Source organism: Albidovulum denitrificans (assembly GCF_002973535.1).
GTDB classification, from domain to species: Bacteria; Pseudomonadota; Alphaproteobacteria; order Rhodobacterales; family Rhodobacteraceae; genus Albidovulum; species Albidovulum denitrificans.
Window position 1 is genome coordinate 119,774 of record NZ_PVEP01000005.1, and the last position, 19,686, is coordinate 139,459.

Below are 19,686 nucleotides of genomic sequence, written 5' to 3' on the forward strand. Positions count from 1 at the left end.
TGCCAAGGGCCGCTCAGCCGATCCCGGCGACGATCGCGCGCAGGGTTTCGATCCCGTCGCCCTTCTCGGAAGAGGTCAGGACGATCTCAGGGTAGGCGGCGGGGTGCTTTTGCAGCGCGGCGCGAACCTGGGCCAGAACCTTCTCGCGGTCGGCGGCCTTCACCTTGTCTGCCTTGGTCATCACGACCTGAAAGGTGACGGCAGAGCGGTCGAGAAGGGTCAGGATCTCTTCATCCACCGCCTTGATGCCATGGCGCGTGTCGATCAGGACGAAAGCGCGGCGAAGGGTCTGGCGCCCCGCCAGATAGGCCTTCAAAAGCCGCTGCCATTTCGCGACGACGGCCACCGGCGCCTCGGCAAAGCCATAGCCGGGCAGGTCGACAAGATAGTGGTCGTCACCGAGGGTGAAATAGTTGATCTCTTGCGTCCGTCCCGGCGTGTTTGAGGCGCGGGCGATGTTCTTTCGCCCCGTCAGCGCATTGATAAGACTGGATTTCCCGACGTTGGAGCGACCCGCAAAACAAACCTCGGCCCGGTCGGGGGGCGGCAGGCCCTCCATCGCGACGACGCCCTTGACGAAATCGACCGGCCCGGCAAAAAGCAGTCGGCCCTTTTCCCGCGTGGCATCGTCGGGCGGTTCCACCAGCGGGAAGGGGATGGTCACGGCAGGACCTCGACAGTATCGCCGGTCCTGATCGCGCCGCCCTCGATCACGCGCGCATAAACGCCGAATTCCGCCGCGCCGTGCAGGGTCTTCAGCGCGCCGAGCGTGTCGGCATCGCGTTCGCCGGTGGCCGGGTTTGCGGTCGTGGCAAGGCAGCGGACGATATTTTCCTCGACACGCAGCAGGGTGTCGCCGATCCGCACCTCACGCCCGATCCAGCCGCGTTCGGCCCAGGGGCCGGTCCCCTCGATCCAGAGATTGCCGCGCCAGCGAAGGGGCGACAGGTCCTGACCCATCCGTGCGCAGAGATCGGCATTGGAGGCAAGCGAAAGAAGCGAGACGGATTGATAGTCCGTATCGGTCATCGCGACGTCGGGCGCCGAAAAGATCCGCGCCGGTTGCGCGCGGTCGGGCGGGCAAAGCGGGCGCACCCAGTCGATGAAGCGGGCGGCATCGTCGGGGTCGTCGGGTGCGAAGGTGATGGGGGCCTGATCCGGGTGGGTCAGCGTCAACTGCGCCGCCCCCTCATCCAGCTTTGCCGAGATCGCCGTCAGCCGCGCCGCCTTCGATCCGCGCGAAAAGTTCTGGCACGGCGCCCAGGCGCCCTCGGTCAGCCGCGCGGCGTCATGCGCGACCGCCCAGTGCCGGTCCCAGGGCAGCGCGCAGCCCGGCGTCAGCCGGACCCCCTCAAGCGTTTCGCGCCCATGCGATTTCAGCGGATGGCGCTGGATCGAGGCGAGCCGCGCGGTCATTTCTCGGCCGGTTTGTTACGCTTGAAGCCCGACTTGATATTGCCGAACAGGTCCGGGCGTTTCCCGTGCATCGACATGATGGTGTACTGCTGGATGAAGGTGATCGTGTTGTTGGTGATCCAGTACAGCACCAGGCCCGAGGCAAAGCTGCCCAGCATGAACATGAAGATCCACGGCATCCAGGCAAAGATCATCTGCTGGGTCGGATCGGTCGGCGCAGGGTTCAGCTTTTGCTGGAACCACATCGAAATACCCAGAAGGATGGGCAGGATGCCGAGCGAGAAGATGAAGAAGATGCTGCCCGGTTCCGGCGTCGCCCAGGGCAGAAGACCGAAGAGGTTCAGGATCGACGAGGGATCGGGCGCCGACAGGTCACGAATCCAGCCGATCCATTCGGCATGGTAAAGCTCGATCGTGACGTAGATGACCTTATAGAGCGAGAAGAAGATCGGGATCTGGATCAGGATCGGCAGGCAGCCCGAGGCCGGGTTGACCTTGTTCTTCTTGTAAAGCTCCATCATGCCCTGCTGAAGCTTCTGCCGGTCCTCGCCCGCGCTTTCCTTCAGCTTCTCCATCTCGGGCTGCAATTCCTTCATCTTCGCCATCGAGACGTAGGATTTGCGCGCCAGCGGGAAGACGAGAAGCTTGATGAGGAAGGTCAGCGCGATGATCGCGAAGCCCATGTTCCCGATCGCACCATGCAGCCAGTGCAGGACGCGGAACATCGGCTTGGTCAGGATGAAGAACCAGCCCCAGTCGATCGATTCGATGAAGTTCTTCACCTGCGGGCGGTTCGGATCGACCTTCTTGCCGAACAGGCTGTCGATCCAGTCGGGGTCGTTCTGGTAATACTTGATCGCGTCCCATTCCTTCGCACCCGCGAAAAGCATCGTGGGAACGTCAACGCGGGCGCCGGGGGCGACGTCCTGCACCGGCAGGCGCGTTTCGGCCTGATAGATGTCGCCGCTTTCGACGTATTTCACGACCGAGGTGAAGGGCGCGCCGGGCTGCGGCACCAGCGTCGTCATCCAGTAGGCATCGGTAAAGCCGATCCAGCCGTCATGGGCGATGGATTTGGTTTCCGCCTGGCCTTCGCCCGGAAGGGTGTCGATCTTCGGGATGGCAGAGTATTTCAGGTCGCCAAGCTCGCCATCGGTTTCGCGGATCAGGCCCTCATGGCGGACATAGGCGCGGGTTGCCTCGGGGATGCCGTGGCGCACGACCATGCCGTAGGGGGCGAGGCGGACCGCCGCGCCGGTCTGGTTTTCGACCGATTGCAGCAGGGTGAACATGTAGTTTTCGTCGACCGAGATCGTGCGGTGGAAGATCAGGCCGTTGCCATTGTCCCAGCGCAGCTTGACCGGCTTGCCGGGCGAAAGGGTCGCGCCTTCCTCAAGCGTCCAGAGCGTGCGGGCGCCGGGAACCGCGTCGGACGGGAGGCCACCGGCGGGTTGCCAGCCGTAGACGGTGTAATAGGGCAGGGCGGCATTCTCGACCGCGCCGCCGACCGGCGACAGAAGCCGGACATCGGGGGAATTCGCGTCGAGCGAGACCTTGTAATCCTTCAGGCTGAGGTCATCGAGACGCCCGCCGAGCAGAGAGATGGAGCCGGTCAGCCGGGGGGTGTCGATCTGCACCCGCGGGGCGGCGGCGATTTCGGCCGTGACGCTGTCGGCGGCGGCAAGTTCCGGCGCGGTCGCCGTGCCGGACGCGGTCGCCGCGGCGGGCGGCGCCGTGGCGTCGGTGGCGGGGCTGGCCGCCTGTTCGGTCGCCGTCTGGTCCTGCGGGGTTTCGGGCTGCTGCGGCGGGAAGAGTGTGACCCAGCCGAGGATCACGAGGAAGGAAAGCACCGTCGCGAGAATGAGGTTCTTGTTCTGATCGTCCATCTGGACCCACCGCCCGCCTGTTCGAGGTTTGGGCAGGTTCAACAGAACGGGGGGGCAAAGGTCAAGCGGTTTTCCGGTTCAGAGACCGGCCCGGACCGTGGCCGCAGGGCCGACGCGGGCCGTCTTGCGCCCGCGCGGCCCGCGCGCCCCGGACAAGCCGCTGAATTCGCGGGGTCCCGGCCGCCCGGCCGGGGGGCGGCGTCACGATGCGGCGCGGCCCGACAGGCCGGGTGTCCGCTCAAGCTTGGCCCTGTGGCTGGCCAGCCAGCCATGCGTGGATTGCAGCGGCATCGGCCGGGCGATGGCGAATCCCTGCACATGGGTGCAGCCGAGTTGCGCCAGAAGCGCGTGTTCGGAAAGGGATTCGACCCCCTCCGCCAGCGTCTCGACGCCCAGCTGTTCGGCCAGCGACAAGATCGCGGTGATGATCTTCTGCTGTTCGGGGTCGGTATCCGCCCCGGCGACGAAGGACCGGTCGATCTTGATGCGCGAGACGGAAAACCGCCGGATCGAGGCGATAGCCGCGTGGCCGGTGCCGAAATCGTCAAGGTCGATGCCGCAGCCAAGCTTCGACAGCGCGGTCAGGTTGCGCACGATCATGTCATCGTCGGTTTCCGCGACGACGGATTCCAGCACCTCGATGCTGAGCCGCTGGGGCGGCAGGTCGAAGCGGTCGAGATCCCATTTCAGCCGCGCGACGAGGTTGGGATCGCGCAACTCCTCGGACGAGAAGTTGACCGCGACCGATCCGACCTCAAGCCCCGCGCGATCCCAGGCGCGCAGGGCGGAAAGGGCCTGGGTCAGGATCGTTTCGTTCAGCCGCCCGCCCAGCCCCGAGGCCGCGATGGCAGGCATGAATTCGGCCGGTGGCAGGATGCCGCGGGTGGGGTGCATCCAGCGCGCCAGCGCCTCGAACCCCGTCACCTCGCCGGTGTCGGTGGAAAGCTGCGGCTGGAAGAAGGCGACGATTTCGCCGGTGTCCAGCGCCCGCTCGATTTCCTCTGTCAGGTCGTCGGTCCGGCGCTGGCGGTGGCGCATGTCGGGGGTGTAGGCACGGATCGCGCCGGGGCCGTTCGACCACGCCTCATCCAGCGCGCCTTCGGCGGCGGCGAGGATCGCCGCCCCACTGCGTTCGGGCGCGCGCGACGGCAGGCAGAAGCCGACGGAGACCGAACCGTAGACGGTGGTCCCGTCCAGGCTGACCGGCTCACAAAGCCGTTTTTGCAGACGCGCGGCGATCTGGATCGCGGATTCGAGGTCGATGCGCCGGTGCGCCGTGACCGCGACGGCAAAGCGGCCGCCGTCGAACTGGCGCAGCACGTCGCCATTGCGCAGCGCGCCGCGGATACGGTCCTCGAACGCGGCCATGATGCGGTCATAGCCGCTGCGCCCGAACTGGGTCAGGATCAGGTGCGGATCGTCCATGCAGATGGCGAAGCAGGCCATCCGGTCATGCGTCGCCGCGCCGTTGCGGAAGGCGGTATCGAGGGCGGCGGTAATCACCTCACGCGGGGCGGTGCCAGAGGGCGGCGGCGCAGCGCCGCGCCCGGCCCTGCCGCGTGTCGCGCCGAGAATGGCCAAGGGTATCCCCAGCGCCCCGGCGACGGCGGCGCCTTCGGGGCCGAAGAACCAGCCTCCGGCGGCGACACCCGGACCCAGCGCCAGAACATCCGGCCGGATCAGCCAATGCAACTTTTGCGAAAAGTCTCTCGATGTCATGGTCGCCCTCGTCCCTGCGGCAGGATGATCTGCCTGCGGGACCGACATTAGGACGAGGGTCTGACCGCGAGGTTAACGCAGATCAGGAATGTTCCCGTCCCGTTCCTTTTCCGGCTGGCGCGCGAGTCCTGCGAAATCGAAGAGCTTCGGGTCGAGAAGATGGGAGGGCCGCGCGTTCATCAGCGCCCGGAACATCACCTGTCTGCGGCCGGGGCTGCGCGCCTCCCACCCGTCGAGGATCTGCTTGACCTGCTGGCGCTGAAGCCCGTCCTGGCTGCCGCAGAGGTCACAGGGGATAATCGGATAGGCCATGGCCCTGGCGAACTTCTCGCAATCCGCCTCGGCCACGAAGGCCAGCGGGCGGTAGACGAACAGGTCGCCATCCTCGTTCAGAAGCTTCGGTGGCATCGTCGCCAGTCGCCCGCCGTGGAAGAGGTTCATGAAGAACGTCTCAAGAATATCGTCGCGGTGATGGCCGAGGACGACGGCGGAACACCCCTCTTCCCGCGCGATGCGGTAAAGGTTGCCGCGCCTGAGGCGGGAGCAGAGCGAACACATCGTGCCGCCGGGCGCGATCTTGTCGGTGACGATGGAATAGGTGTCGGCATATTCGATGCGATGCTCGACGCCCATCTTGGTCAGGAAGGCGGGCAGCACCGTCGCCGGAAAGCCCGGCTGGCCCTGATCGAGGTTGCAGGCCAGAAGATCGACCGGCAAGAGACCGCGCCATTTCAGCTCATGCAGCACGGCCAGCAGGGTGTAGCTGTCCTTGCCGCCCGACAGGCAGACGAGCCAGCGGGCGCCGCGTTCGATCATGCCATAGGCCTCGATCGCCTCGCGCACTTCGCGCACGATCCGCTTGCGAAGCTTCTTGAACTCTGTCGTCGCAGGCGCGCCGTGAAACAGCGGGTGGATGTCGTCGGTATCGTCGTCAAGCATCGGGCGGCTCTCCGGGGCCGGGTGGGCCTTGGCATAGGCAAGGCGCCGTGTCGTCGTCAAGGCGCGGGGTCAGTCCTTCGGCCCGTGGTCGTGTCCGTCCGCCCCCGGCACCGGATCATAGCCCGATCCGCCCCAGGGATGACAGCGCCCGATCCGGCGGGCCGCCAGCCAGCTTCCCTTGATCGCGCCATGCTTTTCCAGCGCGTCAAGCGCATAGGCCGAACAGGTCGGCTGATAGCGGCAGGAATGGCCGATCCACGGGCTGAGGAGAAGCCGGTAGGCGCGGACGGGCAGGGCGACGAGGTGGGCAAGCGGGGTCATGTCCGCCCGCCATGTATCTTCTGAAGCGCGCGCGAGAGATCGCCCTTCATCGCGGCGAAGTCGCGGGTCGCGGTGGCCTCGGGGCGGCCAACCAGGACATAGTCCCAGCCGTGCTGGCCTTCCGAGGTCAGCACCAGCCGCGCGATCTCCCTCAGCCGCCGTTTGGCGCGGTTGCGGGCGACGGCATTGCCGACCTTCTTGGAACAGGTGAACCCGACCCGGATCGCGTCGGGGGCGGTCGCTTCGCCATCACGCCGCGCGCGCGCCTGAAGCAGAAAGCCCGGCGTTCCCTGACGCCGGGCCTGTGCCGCGCGCAGGAAATCGGCGCGCTTTGTCAGTTGCTGCAAAACGACCACCGCCGGAGGCGCCTCCGCCGTCCGGCCCATGGGGCCTTGCGCGGGTGCCTCCGGCGGTGTCATGCCGTGTGCCTTGGTGTCTGGCCTCAGGCCGACAGAACCTTGCGGCCCTTGGCGCGACGGGCGTTCAGCACCTTGCGGCCAGCCTTGGTCGCCATGCGGGCGCGGAAGCCGTGACGGCGGGCGCGAACGAGGTTCGACGGTTGGAACGTGCGCTTCATCGCTTCAACTCCGGTTGGGGGCGGCCCAAACCCTTCGGACGGATTCGAAGGCCGCGGTCATTCGAAGCCCGGCTCATAGAGGGCAGTAGCGCCCAAGTCAACTCGCCCCTGCGGATTTTTCGCGTGCCGCGCCGGGCAAGACAGAGGTTTAAAGCCCGCCCCCGAATGCATATTGTCATGCGGACCGGACGATCCGGGACCGGGCCACCCATATCAGGGATGGAACGGGGAAGCACGGGGCATTTGGATGTTCTTCAAAACGCTGTCAGGACGGTTCCTGCTGCTGACGACGCTGTTCGTCATGCTGGCGGAAGTTCTGATCTTCGTGCCCTCCGTCGCGCGGTTCCGCGAGGACTATATCCTGTCGCGTCTGGAACGGGCGCAGATCGCCTCGCTCGCGCTCTTGGCGACCGACGGCATGATCGACGCGCAGCTTGAGAAGGAGCTGCTTGAGAATGCCGAGGTCTATAACGTCGTCCTGCGCCGGGACGAGGTGCGCCAGCTTGTCCTGTCCTCGCCGATTCCGGCACCTATCATGGCGACCTACGATTTGCGCGACGTCCCGGCGTGGCAGTTGATCCGCGACGCGATCGGCACGCTGCTGCATCCCGAGGCACGGGTGATCCGGGTGATCGGCGACCCGGTCAAGCAGGCGGGCCTCTTGATCGAGGCGACGATGGATACCGGCCCCTTGCGGGTGGCCATGCTGGATTACGGTCTGCGCATCCTTGGCATGTCGGCCATCATCTCGGCGGTGACGGCGGTCTTGCTGTTCCTTGCGGTGCGCAGGCTTTTCGTCCTGCCGATCCGCCGCGTCATGCAGGGGATGAGCCTTTATGCCGAGGCCCCCGAGGATGCCCGCCGGATCATCGAACCCGGCGCCACGATCCTGGAACTGCGCGAGGCCGAGGAAGCGCTGAAATCCATGCAGCAGCAGTTGACCGGGTCCCTGCGCCAGAAAGAGCGTCTGGCCCAGCTTGGCAGCGCGGTCGCCAAGGTCAGCCATGACCTGCGCAACATCCTGACCACGGCCCAGCTTTTCGCTGACCGGATGGAGGACAGCGACGACCCGATGGTCAAGCGCGCGACGCCGAAGCTGGTGAACTCCATCAGCCGCGCGGTCGGGCTTTGCGAGGCGACGCTGGCCTTCGGCAAGGCCGAGGAGCCGCCGCCCACGCTGACCCGCTTCATGCTTTCCGCGCTGGTCGATGACGTGATCGAGGGGGAGAAGGCGGCGGCGGGCGATTGCGGGGTGGACTTCATCACCGATGTCGCGCCGACCCTGGCCATGCGGGCGGATTTCGAGCAGCTCCACCGCGTCCTGACCAACCTGATCCGCAACGCGCGGCAGGCGATCGAGGCGACGCGCCGCCCCGGCACGATCGAGATCGCGGGCGGCGAGAGCGAGGATGGCTGGTGGATTCGCGTCGGCGACACCGGCCCCGGCCTGCCCGAGCGCGCGCGCGAACACTTGTTTCAGCCGTTTCAGGGCGGGATTCGCAAGGGCGGCACCGGCCTTGGCCTTGCCATCGCGGCCGAACTGGTCCGCGGCCATGGCGGCCAGCTTGAGCTGTTGAAGTCCGGCGAGGACGGGTCCGAATTCCTGATCCGCCTGCCGCGCGACATCATTCCCGCCCCCGCACGGGCGCCTGAGGGGGCGCACTGACCGGGCGCCGTGCCGCCGCGCCGCAAATTCTTGGCAAGGCCCCTTGCATTGCCCCGCGCCGACGGCTAAATGCCTCACCCACGCACCCGTAGCTCAGCTGGATAGAGCACCAGACTACGAATCTGGGGGTCAGGAGTTCGAATCTCTTCGGGTGCGCCATTTTCCATTGTCAGACGGTGCCAGATCCCAAGCCTCCCGCCGACCCTTGGTATGCGGCTGCCTTCAGATGCTGTCCTTGACCCGTTCCCAGGTCTTTCTGAGATGGCTGGACATCGCTTCACCAAGGCGCTGGCCGTCGCGTTTTTTCAGCGCGGCGACCATGTCCTCATGATCGGCGACGGCGCCGGCCCATGACTCCGGTTGCTGATTGCCGATATAGCGGATGCGCTTCAGCCGGGCCTGGATGTTCGACTGAACCTCTTGCAGTGTCCCGTTGCCGGAGAGGCTTGCCAGGCGCGAATGGAATTCCTGGTTCAGCTTGTAATAGGGCATCCGGTCGCGGAGCCGGTAGCACGCCATCATCCGTTCGTGCAGATCCACAAGCGATTGGATGTCCTCGTCGCTCGCCCGCGCGCAGACCAGTTCGCCCGCCAGCTTCTCAAGATGGCCCAGCACCTCAAGCATTGAAAACACATCCTCGGGTGTCAGTTTCCGCACGATGCTGCCCTTGGACGGGCGCACGATGACCAGTCCTTCGGCCGCCAGGGTGCGCAGCGCCTCGCGGAACGGGGTGCGGGAGACGCCCAGTTCCTCGATCAGATGGGCTTCGTCGATTCGGCTTCCGGGCTCAAGCGTTCCCTCGATGATCAGGTCGCGGACCCGGCTGACGACCTGATCGTGAAGCGAGCGGTTCGTGATGGCAATCGACGCGTCCATGTCCAACCTTCTGTCTTTGCGCCATTTTTTACGCAGATACGCGGGGCCTGTCCAATATAGGGATTCACCGATTGCAAGTCGATACTTTCGCCATGTATACAAAATACATTGAGCGGAAATGCAATGCTGCATTCCGACAGGAGAGGAGACCAATCCATGAAACCGCTTCAGAACGGCGTTCTCGCGGGTCTGCTGGCTTGCACCGCAACGCTTGCCGCTGCGCCGGTTGTGGCCGAAACCTACATCGTGGCCGTGGGCGCCGCCTCCAACAGCCTTCAGGGTCGGAGCGCGGCCAAGTTTGCCGAAGACCTTCAGGCCAAACTCGGCGATGCCGACACGGTCGAGTTCTATGCCGACGGTCAGCTTGGCGATGAAAAGGAACTGATGCAGAAGCTGCGGCTCGGCACGGTCCAATTCACGCTGATCTCCTCGATCATGACGAATGTCGCGCCGGAATTCGCGCTCTTCGACATGCCCTTCCTCGTCAAGGATCGCGCGCATCTCAAGGCGATCGACGCCGAGATTGTCCAGCCTGAGCTTGCCCCCAAGGCCGAGGCGCAGGGCCTCCACGTTCTGTCGACCTGGGAAAATGGCTTCCGCCAGATCACCAACAACACCCGTCCGATCGACAAGCCCGAGGATCTTGCCGGCCTGAAGATCAGGACGCCGTCGTCGGAATGGCGCGTCGCGATGTTCAAGGAGTGGGGCGCCAACCCCACGCCGATGGCCTTTTCCGAGGTCTTTGTGGCGTTGCAGACCGGCACGATGGACGGGCAGGAAAACCCGCTGACCAATATCGTGGGCGCGAACTTTCAGGAGGTACAGAAGTATCTCAGCCTGACGGGCCACGTCTATTCGCCGACCTACCTGACCAGCGGTGCCGCAACCTGGGCCGACCTGCCCGACAATGTGAAGGCCGCCGCGGTGGAAGTTGCGGCCGGGGTTCAGGACTGGTCGCTCGCCGAGGGCGAGAAGGCGGATAACGAGCTTGTCGACAAGGTCAAGGCCGCGGGCGTCGCGGTCAACACCGCCGACAAGGCGGCTTTCATCGCGGCCTCCGCGCCGGTCTACGCCGCTTTCGCCGAACAGGTTCCGGGCGGGGCAGAGCTTGTCGCCAAGGCGCAGGCGCTGGCCAAGTAGGCCATTGCACTCCGGTTGGCCGGGACAGCCCCGGCCGACCGTCACGGGGGGGAGGAACCAGCGATGATCGCCTGGATCGAAAGAACCATTCTGCGCGTGATCGAGACGATCTGCCTGGCCCTTCTGGTCGTGCTGGCGGTCTCGGTCGTCTATTCGACCACCATGCGCTATCTCGGCGCGTCGCCGACCTGGTATGATGAGGTCGCCAGCGTCCTTCTGGCCTGGCTGACCTATTTCGGCGCCAGCTATGCGATGTTCACACGCTCGCACATGGCCTTTGCGGGGCTTGTCTCGGCCTTGCCGCGCCGCTTTGCCGTGGCGCTTGCGATCCTCTCGGAAGTCCTCGTGATCGCCTATTTCGCGCTGGTCGGGTGGTATGGCGCCGCGGTCCTGAAGGTTGCCGCCTTCGACGCGCTGCTCAGCCTGCCATGGCTGACGCTCGACATCGTGCAATCGGTGATCCCGATTTCGGCCATCCTGATGATCCTCGGCACGCTCCTGACCATGCCGCGCGCGATCCGCGATGCGGCCGAAGGGGTCGACCGGGAACATGCGGAGATCGAACAAGCCATCGCCGAGGCCGAGAAAGACGCCGGTGCGCTGGCCCAGAAGGAGGCCCGGCCATGATCCTTCTGCTGACCACCATCGCGCTGATTTCACTGATCCTCATCAACGTTCCCATCGCGATCGCCATCGGTATCGTATCGGTCGGCGGCTTTTACCTGACCTCCGGCAGCGGCCGTTTCTATGACATGGTGATCGCGCTCTATTCCGGGGCGACCTCTTTTCCGCTGATTGCGATCCCGCTTTTCATCCTGGCGGGCAACCTGATGAACACCTCGGGCATCTCGGTCCGGCTTATCAACTTCGTCACCGCGCTGATCGGCTTCGTGCGGGGCGGTCTGGGGATGGTCAATATCGGCGTGTCGATGGTCTTTGCCGAGATTTCGGGGTCGGCCGTCGCCGATGTCGCGGCGACCGGGACGGTACTGATTCCCGAGATGAAGAAGCGCGGCTATTCCCGCACGCTGGCCGCCGCGATCACCTCATCCTCGGCCTCGCTCGCCATCATCATTCCGCCCTCGATCCCGATGATCCTTTACGGCGCGATTGCCGAAACCTCGGTGCTGAAGCTTTTCGTGGCGGGGGTGATACCGGGCGTTCTGGGCGGCGGGCTCTTGATGCTGGTGACTTATTTTCTGGCGATCCGATACGATCTGCCGCGCGCCGAGGGCTTTGACCTTGGCCATATCTGGAAAAGCTTCAAGGAAGCGTTCTGGGCGCTGACCATGCCGGTCATCATCCTTGGCGGCATCTTTTCGGGCATCGTGACCGCGACCGAAGGGGCGGGGCTTGCGGTGCTGGCCGCGCTTGTCATCGGCATTTTCATCTACCGTGACCTCGACCTGAAGCGTCTGCGCGCAACGATGCTGGACGGGATCAGCCAGACCGGCGTGGTCATGCTTCTGGTCGCGACCTCTGCCGCGCTGGGGCTGTTCCTGACCCAGGCGCAGGTGCCGCAACAACTGGCGGCGCAGATCACCCATGTCACGACCAACCCGCTGATCGTGCTGGCGCTTCTGAACCTGCTTCTTCTGGTCCTGGGCATGTTCCTGCATGGTGCGGCGGCGATCATCCTGGTGGTGCCGGTCGTGATGCCGCTGGTCACCGCGGTCGGGATCGACCCGGTGCATTTCGGGATCATCGTGACGCTTAACCTTGCCATCGGGCAGCAGACGCCCCCGGTCGCCTCGGTCCTGATCACCTCCTGCTCGATCGCCAAGGCGGGGATCTGGGAGACCTCGCGGACCAACCTGCCGTTCATCGGGGTGCTGGCCTTCATCCTGCTTCTGGTCACCTATGTCCCGTCGGTGTCGCTGGCGCTGACCGAGTACATCAAATGACGCAGGCAAGTTCAGGTCAGTCCCCCACGCGCCAAGGCGCCCGCTGGTCCGCGCGGGACTGGCCGATTGCCGCGGCCATGATCCCCTTCCCCGGCACCCTGCCGGACGGGCGCGCGGTTCAGGGCGCGGGACCGGAAGTCTGGGCGAAAAGCCTGAGGGAGGTTGCGGCAGCGGGGTTCGATGCGGTGGACCCGACCGATTCCTGGTTGCGCATCGCCGATCTGGCCCCGGCGGCGCGCGCGGAATTCCTTGCCATCTGCGCCGGGCTGAACCTGTCCATCCCCGCCATCTCCACCTCGCGCCGCAGCGTCATCGACCCGGAGCATGGCGCTTCCCATCTGGCCTATTGCCACCGGGTGATCGACACCGCCGCCGAGCTTGGGATCGGCCATGTCAGCATCGGCCTTTTCGGCCCGCTGACCGACGCGCAGCAGCGGGCGACCTGGTTCTGGACCCAGCCGGGTGTCCGTAACCCGGACGATCCGGCGATCTACGACCTCGCCCTGACCCGTATCCGCGACCTGGCGGACCATGCGGGCGGTTGCGACATCCAGCTTTCGCTTGAGATGTATGAGGATACATATCTCGGAACCGCGCGCGATGCCGTGCGCTTCATGACCGATCTGGATCACCCCGCCGCGCGGCTGAATATCGACATCGGCAACCTGATCCGCCTGCACCGGCCGGTGGAGCCGTGGGCCGAGATGATCGCGCTTTGCGCCCCCTTCGCGGGCTACTGGCACGTCAAGAACTACACCCGGATGGAGGACAGCGCCTCAGGTCAGGTGATGACTCATCCCGCGCCGCTTCTGGGCGGCACGATCAACTGGCGGGCCGCGATCTGGACGGCGCTGGAGCTTGGCTTCGACAGCCCGTTTCTGGTCGAGCATTACGGCGGCGACGGCCTGTGGGTCTGCGCCCGGAACCGCGACTACATCCGCGAGGTTCTCGCGGCCAAGGAGAAGGTCGATGACCAAGGTATTTGACGCCCCCGAAGACTTCGCCGCGACCGCGCTGGCGGGCTTTTGCGCCGCGCACCGGGACCGTGTGGCGGCGGTTCCGCATGGCGCCGTCCGGGCCGCGCCGGGGGCGAAGGACAAGGTCGCGCTGGTGGTCGGGGGCGGCTCGGGCCACTACCCGGCCTTTCTGGGCTATGTCGGTGCGGGCCTTGCCGATGCGGCGGTGGCAGGCGATGTCTTCGCCTCGCCCGCGACCAGCGCGGTGGCGACTGTCGCGCGGGCCGCGAACCGGGGCGGCGGCGTGATCCTGGGTTTCGGCAACTACGCGGGGGACGTGCTGAATTTCGGCGCCGCCGCGCGCCGGTTGCAGGACGAAGGTATCGACGCCCGCATCCTCGCCGTCACCGATGACGTCGCCAGCGCGCCCGCCGATCAGCGGGACAAGCGGCGTGGCGTGGCGGGCGATCTTCTCGTTTTCAAAATCGCCGGGGCCGCCGCCGAGGAAGGCCGGGACATCGACGCCGTCGATGCCGTCGCCCGTGCCGCGAATGCGGCGACCGTGTCCTTTGGCGTGGCCTTCGACGGCTGCACCCTACCGGGGCAGGTGGCACCGCTGTTCACTGTTGAGGCAGGCGCGGTCGCGCTCGGCCTCGGGATTCACGGTGAGCCGGGGATCAGGACCGAGGCGATGCTCCCCGCCGCCGATCTGGCGCGGATGCTGCTTGCGCCGCTGCTGGCGGAGCGTCCCGACGGGCATGACGGCCGGGTGGCCGTGGTCCTGAACGGGCTGGGCGCGACCAAGTATGAGGAGCTTTTCGTCCTCTGGCATCACATCGCCGGGCGGCTTGAGGCCGAGGGGCTGACGGTGGTCGAGCCGGAGGTGGGCGAGTTCGTCACCAGCCTCGACATGGCGGGCTGTTCGCTGTCGATTACCTGGCTTGACGACGATCTTGAGCGGCTTTGGCGCGCCCCGGCGGATGCACCGGCCTTCCGCAAGGGGGTGGTTCAGCGCGGCATCGCCGAAGCGCCCGTGGTCGAAGAGGCATCGCAGGCGATCGCGACAGGCAGCCCCGCCTCGCAGAAGACGGCGGGCTGCATCGTCACGCTGATGGAGAGGCTGGCCGATGCCCTCGCCGAGGCGGAGGAGATGCTGGGCCGGATCGACGCGCAGGCCGGGGACGGCGATCACGGGCAGGGTATGGCGCGCGGCTCCCGCGCCGCTGCGGGGGCCGCAAGGCAGGCCGCCGATGCGGGCGCGGGGGCTGCCACGACGCTCGGGCTGGCGGGCGATGCCTGGGCGGACCGGGCGGGCGGCACCTCTGGCGCGCTTTGGGGCGTCGCGCTGCGGGCCTGGGCAGCGGCGCTGGGGGATGCGCAGGAGGGCGACGCGCAGGCGGTGGCCGATGGCGCGGCGGCGGCGCAGAAGGCGATCACGGACCTTGGTGGTGCCAGGGTCGGCGACAAGACGCTGGTCGATGCGCTGGTGCCTTTTGTCGAGACGCTGCGCGCCGAGGTGAAGGCCGGTCACCCGCTGGCAGAGGCCTGGGCGAAAGCGGCCACCGATGCCACCGCCGCCGCCGAGGCGACCGCCGGGCTGCTGCCCCGGCTTGGCCGCGCACGGCCGCTGGCCGAACGCAGTCTGGGACACCCGGATGCAGGTGCCATCTCTCTGGCGCTTTGTGCGCGGGTCGTCGGGGAAGAGCTTTCCGCGCGGTAATCGCGCGGCTGAGGACATGGATCGGATGCGGGCTGCCAGGGCTGCCCGGCGATCCGCAAGGACGCAATCTTGCGCGGATGACAGGCGCGCGACAGGAAACGGAAGGAACGCGCGATGCGGCTGGCTTTGGCAATCGGAGATGGCGGGGGCGTTGGCCCCGAACTGGCGGCAAAGCTCTTGTCGCACCCCGAGATGCGGGACCGCGATGTGATCGTTCTGGGCGATGCGCGGCTTTTGCGCATGGGGGCGGAACAGGCCGGGGTCCGGCTTGACCTGCCGGTGGTCGCGGCTGGGGACCTACCGCGAGATCTTCCCGCTGGACAGGCCATCGTCGATCTTGCGAACTGCGCGCCCGCTTCGTTTGCGCCGGGGCAGTCCAGCGCCGAAACGGGCGCGGCATGCTTGCAGAATTTCGCCGCCGTGCTGCGGCTTGCGCAGGCGGGTATCGCCGATGCCGCGATGTTCACGCCCTTCAACAAGCATTCCATGCGCCTGGCCCGCCCGGCCTATGTCGATGAAATCGGCTTTATCGACGCCACCCTTGGCGCGACCCGCAGCGGGCGAGAGTTCAACGTTCTCGATGAGGTCTGGAACGCCCGCGTGACGTCCCATATCCCGCTGCGCGAAGTGGCCAACCGGCTAAGCACGGAACGCATCCTGTCCAGCATCCGCCTGACCGTCGAGGTGATGGAAGGCGCCGGGAAACCCGCCCCCCGGATTGGCGTCGCCGCGCTGAACCCGCATGCGGGCGACGGGCGCAACTTCGGCGAGGAGGATGAGGATATCATCGCCCCCGCGGTCGAGGCCGCGGCCGCCGAAGGATACCGCGTGAGCGGCCCCATTCCGTCAGACACCGTCTTTGTCCGCGCGACGCGGGGAGAATTCGACGCGGTTCTGACGATGTATCACGATCAGGGCCAGATCGCGATGAAGCTGATGGGCTTTGACCGGGGCGTGACCCTGATCGCGGGCTATGGCTTTCCCATCGTCACCCCGGCCCATGGGACCGCTTTCGACATCGCCGGTCAGGGCAAGGCCGATCTTGGCGCGACGCTGGCCGCCGCGCGGCTTGGCCTTGCCCTTGCCAAGCTTAACCCGCCCCGCAAGCGGCAGGGGGCCTTGGCCCGGGACTGGGCAACCGCGCCGGTCGGCGATGCGCCTTTGGTCGAGGCGTGACACGGGCGCCGGGCCGACCGATGTTTCGGCCCCTGCGCTATGCCTCCCCGCCCTTGCCGCGCCGTCTGTGATGCACCCTGCTCGGCGGGCTGCCGAAGCGGCGGGTGAAGACCTTGGAGAAGTGGGACTTGGTGTTGAAGCCGCAGGCGGCGGCGATCTCGAACAGGGTCAGGTCGGTGTCGGTGATCAGGCTGCGGGCGTGGTCAAGGCGCAGGTTCTGGTAAAACCGCGTCGGCGTCACGCCAAGGCAGCGCTGGAACTGGCGTTCGATGTGGCGCATCGTGTAGCCGACCCTTTCGGCCAGTTCCTCCATCGTCAGGGGCGTTTCGATATTGTCGGTCATCAGTCGGACGATCTCGATCAGGCCGGGGTTGCGGGTGTGCAGGACCGAGCCGATCGAGGTGCGCTGGGCGAGGTTGGCGCCCGCATCGTCGCGCAGCAGGCACATGTCGGCGACGATGGCGGCGAAGGCGTCGCCGTGATCCTTGCGGATGATGGAAATGGCCATGTCGGCCGAAGCCGCGCCGCCGCCGCAGGTCATGATGCGGCCGTCGATCTCGAACCGGCGTTTTGACGGGGGCAGGTGTTCGAAGCGTTCGGCAAAGCCCGGATGGCATTCCCAATGCAGCGTGAAGGTACGACCGTCGAGAAGCCCCGCCTGCGCCAGCGCCACCGCGCCGGTGCAAATCCCCCCCAGCGCGCCGCCGGTCCGGTTGTGGCGGTGCAGGAAGGCCAGCGTGGATTTCGCCGGGTTACCGCCGGACAGATTGCCGGAGCAGGCGAAGATCACGGTGTCCTTGCCGGTACTGGACAGCGCCGCATCGGCCGCGATCTCCACGCCCGAGGAACTGCGGACGGGGCGGCCATCCTCGGACACGACGGACCAGCGGTAAAGCGGCTTTTGCGAAAGCTGGTTGGCGATGCGGAAGGGCTCGATCGCGGCGCTGAAGGCGAGGAGGGTGAAATCCTTCAGAAGCAGGAAGGCATAGCTTTGCGTCTTCACGACCTCGCCCACCGGAAAGAAGGCCGAGCCAAGCGGGATCAGCGCGCGGGACAGGTCCATGATCGCGTCGTCGCTGTCGGTCGTCGGGGGTGTCTTGTCCGTCACGGGGGGCCTGTCCTTGTACCACCGGCCCGCGTGATCCTGCGGGCCGGGTTGGCGGATCATAGCGTCACGGATCGTCCCGCGCGATCCCCTCTGCGCGGCCCTCATGGCCCAGCACGAAACGGTCCCAGGATGCCTGCAAGCGCACCGGGTCGATGCCGCGGCCGATGAGGACGATGAAGTCGCCTTCGCCCTCCTGCGGCTGCTCCCTCTCCGGCAGGATCTCCGGCGGTTGGACGTGACGGCGGACGGATTGCAGCAGAAGGCGCCCGGCCGGGCTTCGTACCGCGCCCTTGACGCGGACGATGCTGTCGCCCCGCGCGAAGAGAAGGGCCGAAAGCCAGGCCGACAGCGCCCACCAGCCGCCCGCCGATCCGGCGTCAAGCCGGTGGGCCTGGATCGGGCCGCTGTCCTCCGCCACCGGGCCAAGATCGAAGGGCAGGGCGTCGGGGTCGGTTTCGACCTTCGTCTCGACGCCGAAATCGGCCCAGCCGAGGCGGGCATCGGGGGCAAGCCCGCGCAGCGTGGCGGCAAGTCGGGATCGGTTCGGGGCAGGGGCCTCTGCTGCCTTGGTCACGACGATCTCATCCGCGGCCTCTGCCTGCGCGCGGGCGAGGTGTTCGGTCGCCAACTGCCCCGGCCCCTCTAGCGCGTCGACAAGGACGATGGTCCGGGTCAGGACGATCCGGCGCACCAGCACCGGGTCCTCCATGATCGCGCGGGCGATGGCGGCGGGATCGGCGATGCCGCTGGTTTCAAGCACGATGGTGTCGAGCGCCACGGCGCCCGCGTCACAAATCCGGCGCAGCGCGGCCAGCAGGTCGGCACGACCGCTACAGCAGGCGCAGCCGCCTGCGAGGACATCCAGCCGTTCGGCCCGGCCCAGCAACAGGTCATCGACCGGCATTTCCGCCGCCTCGTTGACCAGCACATGAACCCGGCCGAAGCGGCGGGTGAAAAGCTGATGGCGGAGCCAGGTGCTTTTGCCCGCGCCAAGGAAGCCGCCGACGATGACCAGCGGCAGAAGGCCGTCCTGCCGTCCCGTCGCCTCAGCCATGGGTCAGCGCGCGGTCCGACATCGGATCGACCGGCCCGCGCGCCATTCGCGACGCCTCGCGCCACAGTGCGTCGAGGTCGGGGACCAGCACCCATTCGCCACCCGGCGCGAAAAGTTGCAGCCCCGGCGTCGCCCCGTCATCGCGGGCGCTGAGGCCATAGGGCGCCAGCAGACGGTTGACCACCGCAAGGCGCGCGAAGCGCAGCCGCAGCCGGTCACCGGCGCTGCTCGCGCCGGCGTCGGTCCAGTGGCCGGGGGCGGCGGGAAAGCCGCAGGCGTTGCACATGGCGCGCCCTCAGATCACCTCGGGCCGCTTGCCGCTTTCGAAGGGGAAGCGTTCGCGGAAGTCGTCGGCGATCTCCTCGAAGGTGGCCCATTCGATGCCGTCATGGCCGTTGATATGCTCGATCAGACGCTCCAGCATCAGCAATACCTGCGGCCGACCGGAGACGTCGGGGTGGATGGTAAAGGCGAAGACGCCGTAATCCATCTCGCGGTAGACCCAGTCGAACTGGTCGCGCCACATCTCCTCGATGTCGCGCGGGTTCACGAAGCCGTGGCTGTTGGGCGACTTCTTCATGAACATCATCGGCGGCAGGTCATCGACATACCAGTTGGCAGCGATATCGACGAGGTCGATCTCCTTGCCGTGCTTCAGCGGGTGCATCCAGTCCTTCGCCTTCTTGGTGTAGTCGATGACGTTCCATTCGTCGCCGACACGCGCATAGAAGGGCTGGAAGTCGCGGTATCCCTGAGAGTGGTCATAGCTGAAGTTGTACTTCTTCAGCAAAGCAGCCGTCGCGGCGGACATTTCCCACCAGGGCGCGACGTAACCGCGCGGCGCGCGGCCGGTCAGCTTTTCGATCAGCTCGATCGACTTGACCAGAACGTCCTCTTCCTGCTGCGGCGTCATGGCCACGGGGTTTTCGTGCAGGTAGCCATGGGCGCCGATCTCATGCCCGGCATCCACGATCATCTGCATTTCCTTCGGAAAGGTCTCAAGCGAATGACCGGGGATGAAGAAGGATGTCTTCATGTCGTATTTCTTGAACAGCCGCAGCAGGCGCGGGATGCCGACCTCGGTCGCGAAGATGCCGCGCTGGATGTCCGAGGGGCTGTCGCCGCCGCCGTAGGAACCGATCCAGCCGGCGACGGAGTCGATGTCTGTGCCGAAGGCGCAGTAGATCTTTTTCTTGGCCATGGTCTTCCTCCTGATCTTGTTGCGCGG

Annotated in this window: 20 protein-coding genes and 1 tRNA gene; 8 read left to right on the plus strand and 13 right to left on the minus strand. The window is 66.4% G+C overall.

What is annotated here, in order from left to right:
• Positions 1-13: 13 nt before the first annotated feature.
• From yihA to rpmH, 8 genes are all read right to left on the minus strand, one after another.
• Positions 14-664, minus strand: a complete 651-nt coding sequence (yihA, locus tag LX70_RS12550; RefSeq protein ID WP_105515123.1) for a ribosome biogenesis GTP-binding protein YihA/YsxC — start codon at positions 662-664, stop codon at positions 14-16.
• Positions 661-1,416 carry an MOSC domain-containing protein gene (locus LX70_RS12555; RefSeq protein ID WP_105515124.1) on the minus strand — a complete coding sequence of 252 codons (756 nt, stop codon included), beginning with the start codon at positions 1,414-1,416 and terminating at the stop codon, positions 661-663. The genes yihA and LX70_RS12555 overlap by 4 nt, the downstream gene beginning before the upstream one ends.
• The gene (gene yidC, locus LX70_RS12560; protein WP_105515125.1) at positions 1,413-3,302 is read right to left on the minus strand and encodes a membrane protein insertase YidC; all 1,890 of its coding nucleotides are present in this window, start codon (positions 3,300-3,302) and stop codon (positions 1,413-1,415) included. Before yidC ends, LX70_RS12555 begins: the two co-directional genes overlap by 4 nt.
• 201 nt (positions 3,303-3,503) lie before the next feature.
• Positions 3,504-5,021, minus strand: a complete 1,518-nt coding sequence (locus tag LX70_RS12565; RefSeq protein WP_105515126.1) for a putative bifunctional diguanylate cyclase/phosphodiesterase — start codon at positions 5,019-5,021, stop codon at positions 3,504-3,506.
• A 72-nt stretch (positions 5,022-5,093) separates the two neighbouring features.
• Entirely contained in the window at positions 5,094-5,960 is an 867-nt protein-coding gene (ttcA, locus tag LX70_RS12570; RefSeq protein ID WP_105515127.1) for a tRNA 2-thiocytidine(32) synthetase TtcA, read from the minus strand.
• A gap of 69 nt (positions 5,961-6,029) precedes the next feature.
• The gene (yidD, locus tag LX70_RS12575; protein WP_105515128.1) at positions 6,030-6,281 is read right to left on the minus strand and encodes a membrane protein insertion efficiency factor YidD; all 252 of its coding nucleotides are present in this window, start codon (positions 6,279-6,281) and stop codon (positions 6,030-6,032) included.
• Positions 6,278-6,700 carry a ribonuclease P protein component gene (gene rnpA / locus LX70_RS12580; RefSeq protein ID WP_105515129.1) on the minus strand — a complete coding sequence of 141 codons (423 nt, stop codon included), beginning with the start codon at positions 6,698-6,700 and terminating at the stop codon, positions 6,278-6,280. Before rnpA ends, yidD begins: the two co-directional genes overlap by 4 nt.
• A 23-nt stretch (positions 6,701-6,723) precedes the next feature.
• Positions 6,724-6,858 carry a 50S ribosomal protein L34 gene (gene rpmH / locus LX70_RS12585; protein ID WP_105515130.1) on the minus strand — a complete coding sequence of 45 codons (135 nt, stop codon included), beginning with the start codon at positions 6,856-6,858 and terminating at the stop codon, positions 6,724-6,726.
• Positions 6,859-7,105: 247 nt separating this feature from the next.
• Between rpmH and LX70_RS12590 the strand changes: the two genes are divergently transcribed.
• Together LX70_RS12590 and LX70_RS12595 are read left to right on the plus strand one after the other, a co-directional pair.
• Positions 7,106-8,524: a sensor histidine kinase gene (locus LX70_RS12590; RefSeq protein WP_105515131.1), complete on the plus strand. Its 1,419-nt coding sequence runs from the start codon at positions 7,106-7,108 to the stop codon at positions 8,522-8,524.
• Between the two features lie 82 nt (positions 8,525-8,606).
• Positions 8,607-8,683 (plus strand) — tRNA-Arg (locus LX70_RS12595).
• Between the two features lie 63 nt (positions 8,684-8,746).
• Here the strand turns inward: LX70_RS12595 and LX70_RS12600 are convergent.
• Positions 8,747-9,400, minus strand: coding sequence for a GntR family transcriptional regulator (locus tag LX70_RS12600; RefSeq protein ID WP_105515132.1), 654 nt, complete (start codon positions 9,398-9,400; stop codon positions 8,747-8,749).
• Positions 9,401-9,556: 156 nt separating this feature from the next.
• On the opposite strand from LX70_RS12600, the gene LX70_RS12605 reads away from it, so the two are divergent.
• The 6 genes from LX70_RS12605 to LX70_RS12630 all read left to right on the plus strand — a co-directional run bounded on the left by LX70_RS12605 (position 9,557) and on the right by LX70_RS12630 (position 16,296).
• Entirely contained in the window at positions 9,557-10,540 is a 984-nt protein-coding gene (locus tag LX70_RS12605; RefSeq protein WP_105515133.1) for a TRAP transporter substrate-binding protein, read from the plus strand.
• Between the two features lie 63 nt (positions 10,541-10,603).
• On the plus strand, positions 10,604-11,167 hold the full coding sequence (locus LX70_RS12610) for a TRAP transporter small permease (RefSeq protein ID WP_105515134.1): 564 nt from the start codon (positions 10,604-10,606) through the stop codon (positions 11,165-11,167).
• Positions 11,164-12,444, plus strand: coding sequence for a TRAP transporter large permease (locus LX70_RS12615; protein WP_105515135.1), 1,281 nt, complete (start codon positions 11,164-11,166; stop codon positions 12,442-12,444). Before LX70_RS12610 ends, LX70_RS12615 begins: the two co-directional genes overlap by 4 nt.
• Positions 12,441-13,430, plus strand: a complete 990-nt coding sequence (locus LX70_RS12620; RefSeq protein ID WP_105515136.1) for a sugar phosphate isomerase/epimerase family protein — start codon at positions 12,441-12,443, stop codon at positions 13,428-13,430. Before LX70_RS12615 ends, LX70_RS12620 begins: the two co-directional genes overlap by 4 nt.
• A complete protein-coding gene (locus tag LX70_RS12625; RefSeq protein WP_105515137.1) occupies positions 13,414-15,120 on the plus strand; it encodes a dihydroxyacetone kinase family protein in 1,707 nt (568 codons plus the stop codon). The genes LX70_RS12620 and LX70_RS12625 overlap by 17 nt, the downstream gene beginning before the upstream one ends.
• Positions 15,121-15,234: 114 nt before the next feature.
• A complete protein-coding gene (locus LX70_RS12630) occupies positions 15,235-16,296 on the plus strand; it encodes a 4-hydroxythreonine-4-phosphate dehydrogenase PdxA (RefSeq protein WP_105515138.1) in 1,062 nt (353 codons plus the stop codon).
• A gap of 37 nt (positions 16,297-16,333) precedes the next feature.
• Here the strand turns inward: LX70_RS12630 and LX70_RS12635 are convergent, their stop codons facing one another.
• From LX70_RS12635 to LX70_RS12650, 4 genes are all read right to left on the minus strand, one after another.
• On the minus strand, positions 16,334-17,404 hold the full coding sequence (locus LX70_RS12635; RefSeq protein ID WP_245885072.1) for a GlxA family transcriptional regulator: 1,071 nt from the start codon (positions 17,402-17,404) through the stop codon (positions 16,334-16,336).
• A gap of 64 nt (positions 17,405-17,468) precedes the next feature.
• The gene (locus LX70_RS12640) at positions 17,469-18,458 is read right to left on the minus strand and encodes a CobW family GTP-binding protein (RefSeq protein ID WP_105515139.1); all 990 of its coding nucleotides are present in this window, start codon (positions 18,456-18,458) and stop codon (positions 17,469-17,471) included.
• Complete coding sequence (locus LX70_RS12645; protein ID WP_105515140.1) at positions 18,451-18,744, minus strand: hypothetical protein; 294 nt, start codon at positions 18,742-18,744, stop codon at positions 18,451-18,453. The genes LX70_RS12640 and LX70_RS12645 overlap by 8 nt, the downstream gene beginning before the upstream one ends.
• 9 nt (positions 18,745-18,753) lie before the next feature.
• Positions 18,754-19,659, minus strand: coding sequence for a polysaccharide deacetylase family protein (locus LX70_RS12650; protein WP_105515141.1), 906 nt, complete (start codon positions 19,657-19,659; stop codon positions 18,754-18,756).
• Between the last annotated feature and the right edge of the window lie 27 nt (positions 19,660-19,686).

Excerpts from the sequence above, each read along its gene's own strand:
- LX70_RS12555 (WP_105515124.1), bottom strand. The coding sequence starts at position 1,416 with ATGACCGCGCGGCTCGCCTCGATCCAGCGCCATCCGCTGAAATCGCAT.
- yidC (WP_105515125.1), bottom strand. The coding sequence starts at position 3,302 with ATGGACGATCAGAACAAGAACCTCATTCTCGCGACGGTGCTTTCCTTC.
- LX70_RS12565 (WP_105515126.1), bottom strand. The coding sequence starts at position 5,021 with ATGACATCGAGAGACTTTTCGCAAAAGTTGCATTGGCTGATCCGGCCG.
- ttcA (WP_105515127.1), bottom strand. The coding sequence starts at position 5,960 with ATGCTTGACGACGATACCGACGACATCCACCCGCTGTTTCACGGCGCG.
- yidD (WP_105515128.1), bottom strand. The coding sequence starts at position 6,281 with ATGACCCCGCTTGCCCACCTCGTCGCCCTGCCCGTCCGCGCCTACCGG.
- rnpA (WP_105515129.1), bottom strand. The coding sequence starts at position 6,700 with ATGACACCGCCGGAGGCACCCGCGCAAGGCCCCATGGGCCGGACGGCG.
- rpmH (WP_105515130.1), bottom strand. The coding sequence starts at position 6,858 with ATGAAGCGCACGTTCCAACCGTCGAACCTCGTTCGCGCCCGCCGTCAC.
- LX70_RS12590 (WP_105515131.1), top strand. The coding sequence starts at position 7,106 with ATGTTCTTCAAAACGCTGTCAGGACGGTTCCTGCTGCTGACGACGCTG.
- LX70_RS12600 (WP_105515132.1), bottom strand. The coding sequence starts at position 9,400 with ATGGACGCGTCGATTGCCATCACGAACCGCTCGCTTCACGATCAGGTC.
- LX70_RS12605 (WP_105515133.1), top strand. The coding sequence starts at position 9,557 with ATGAAACCGCTTCAGAACGGCGTTCTCGCGGGTCTGCTGGCTTGCACC.
- LX70_RS12610 (WP_105515134.1), top strand. The coding sequence starts at position 10,604 with ATGATCGCCTGGATCGAAAGAACCATTCTGCGCGTGATCGAGACGATC.
- LX70_RS12615 (WP_105515135.1), top strand. The coding sequence starts at position 11,164 with ATGATCCTTCTGCTGACCACCATCGCGCTGATTTCACTGATCCTCATC.
- LX70_RS12620 (WP_105515136.1), top strand. The coding sequence starts at position 12,441 with ATGACGCAGGCAAGTTCAGGTCAGTCCCCCACGCGCCAAGGCGCCCGC.
- LX70_RS12625 (WP_105515137.1), top strand. The coding sequence starts at position 13,414 with ATGACCAAGGTATTTGACGCCCCCGAAGACTTCGCCGCGACCGCGCTG.
- LX70_RS12630 (WP_105515138.1), top strand. The coding sequence starts at position 15,235 with ATGCGGCTGGCTTTGGCAATCGGAGATGGCGGGGGCGTTGGCCCCGAA.
- LX70_RS12640 (WP_105515139.1), bottom strand. The coding sequence starts at position 18,458 with ATGGCTGAGGCGACGGGACGGCAGGACGGCCTTCTGCCGCTGGTCATC.
- LX70_RS12645 (WP_105515140.1), bottom strand. The coding sequence starts at position 18,744 with ATGTGCAACGCCTGCGGCTTTCCCGCCGCCCCCGGCCACTGGACCGAC.
- LX70_RS12650 (WP_105515141.1), bottom strand. The coding sequence starts at position 19,659 with ATGGCCAAGAAAAAGATCTACTGCGCCTTCGGCACAGACATCGACTCC.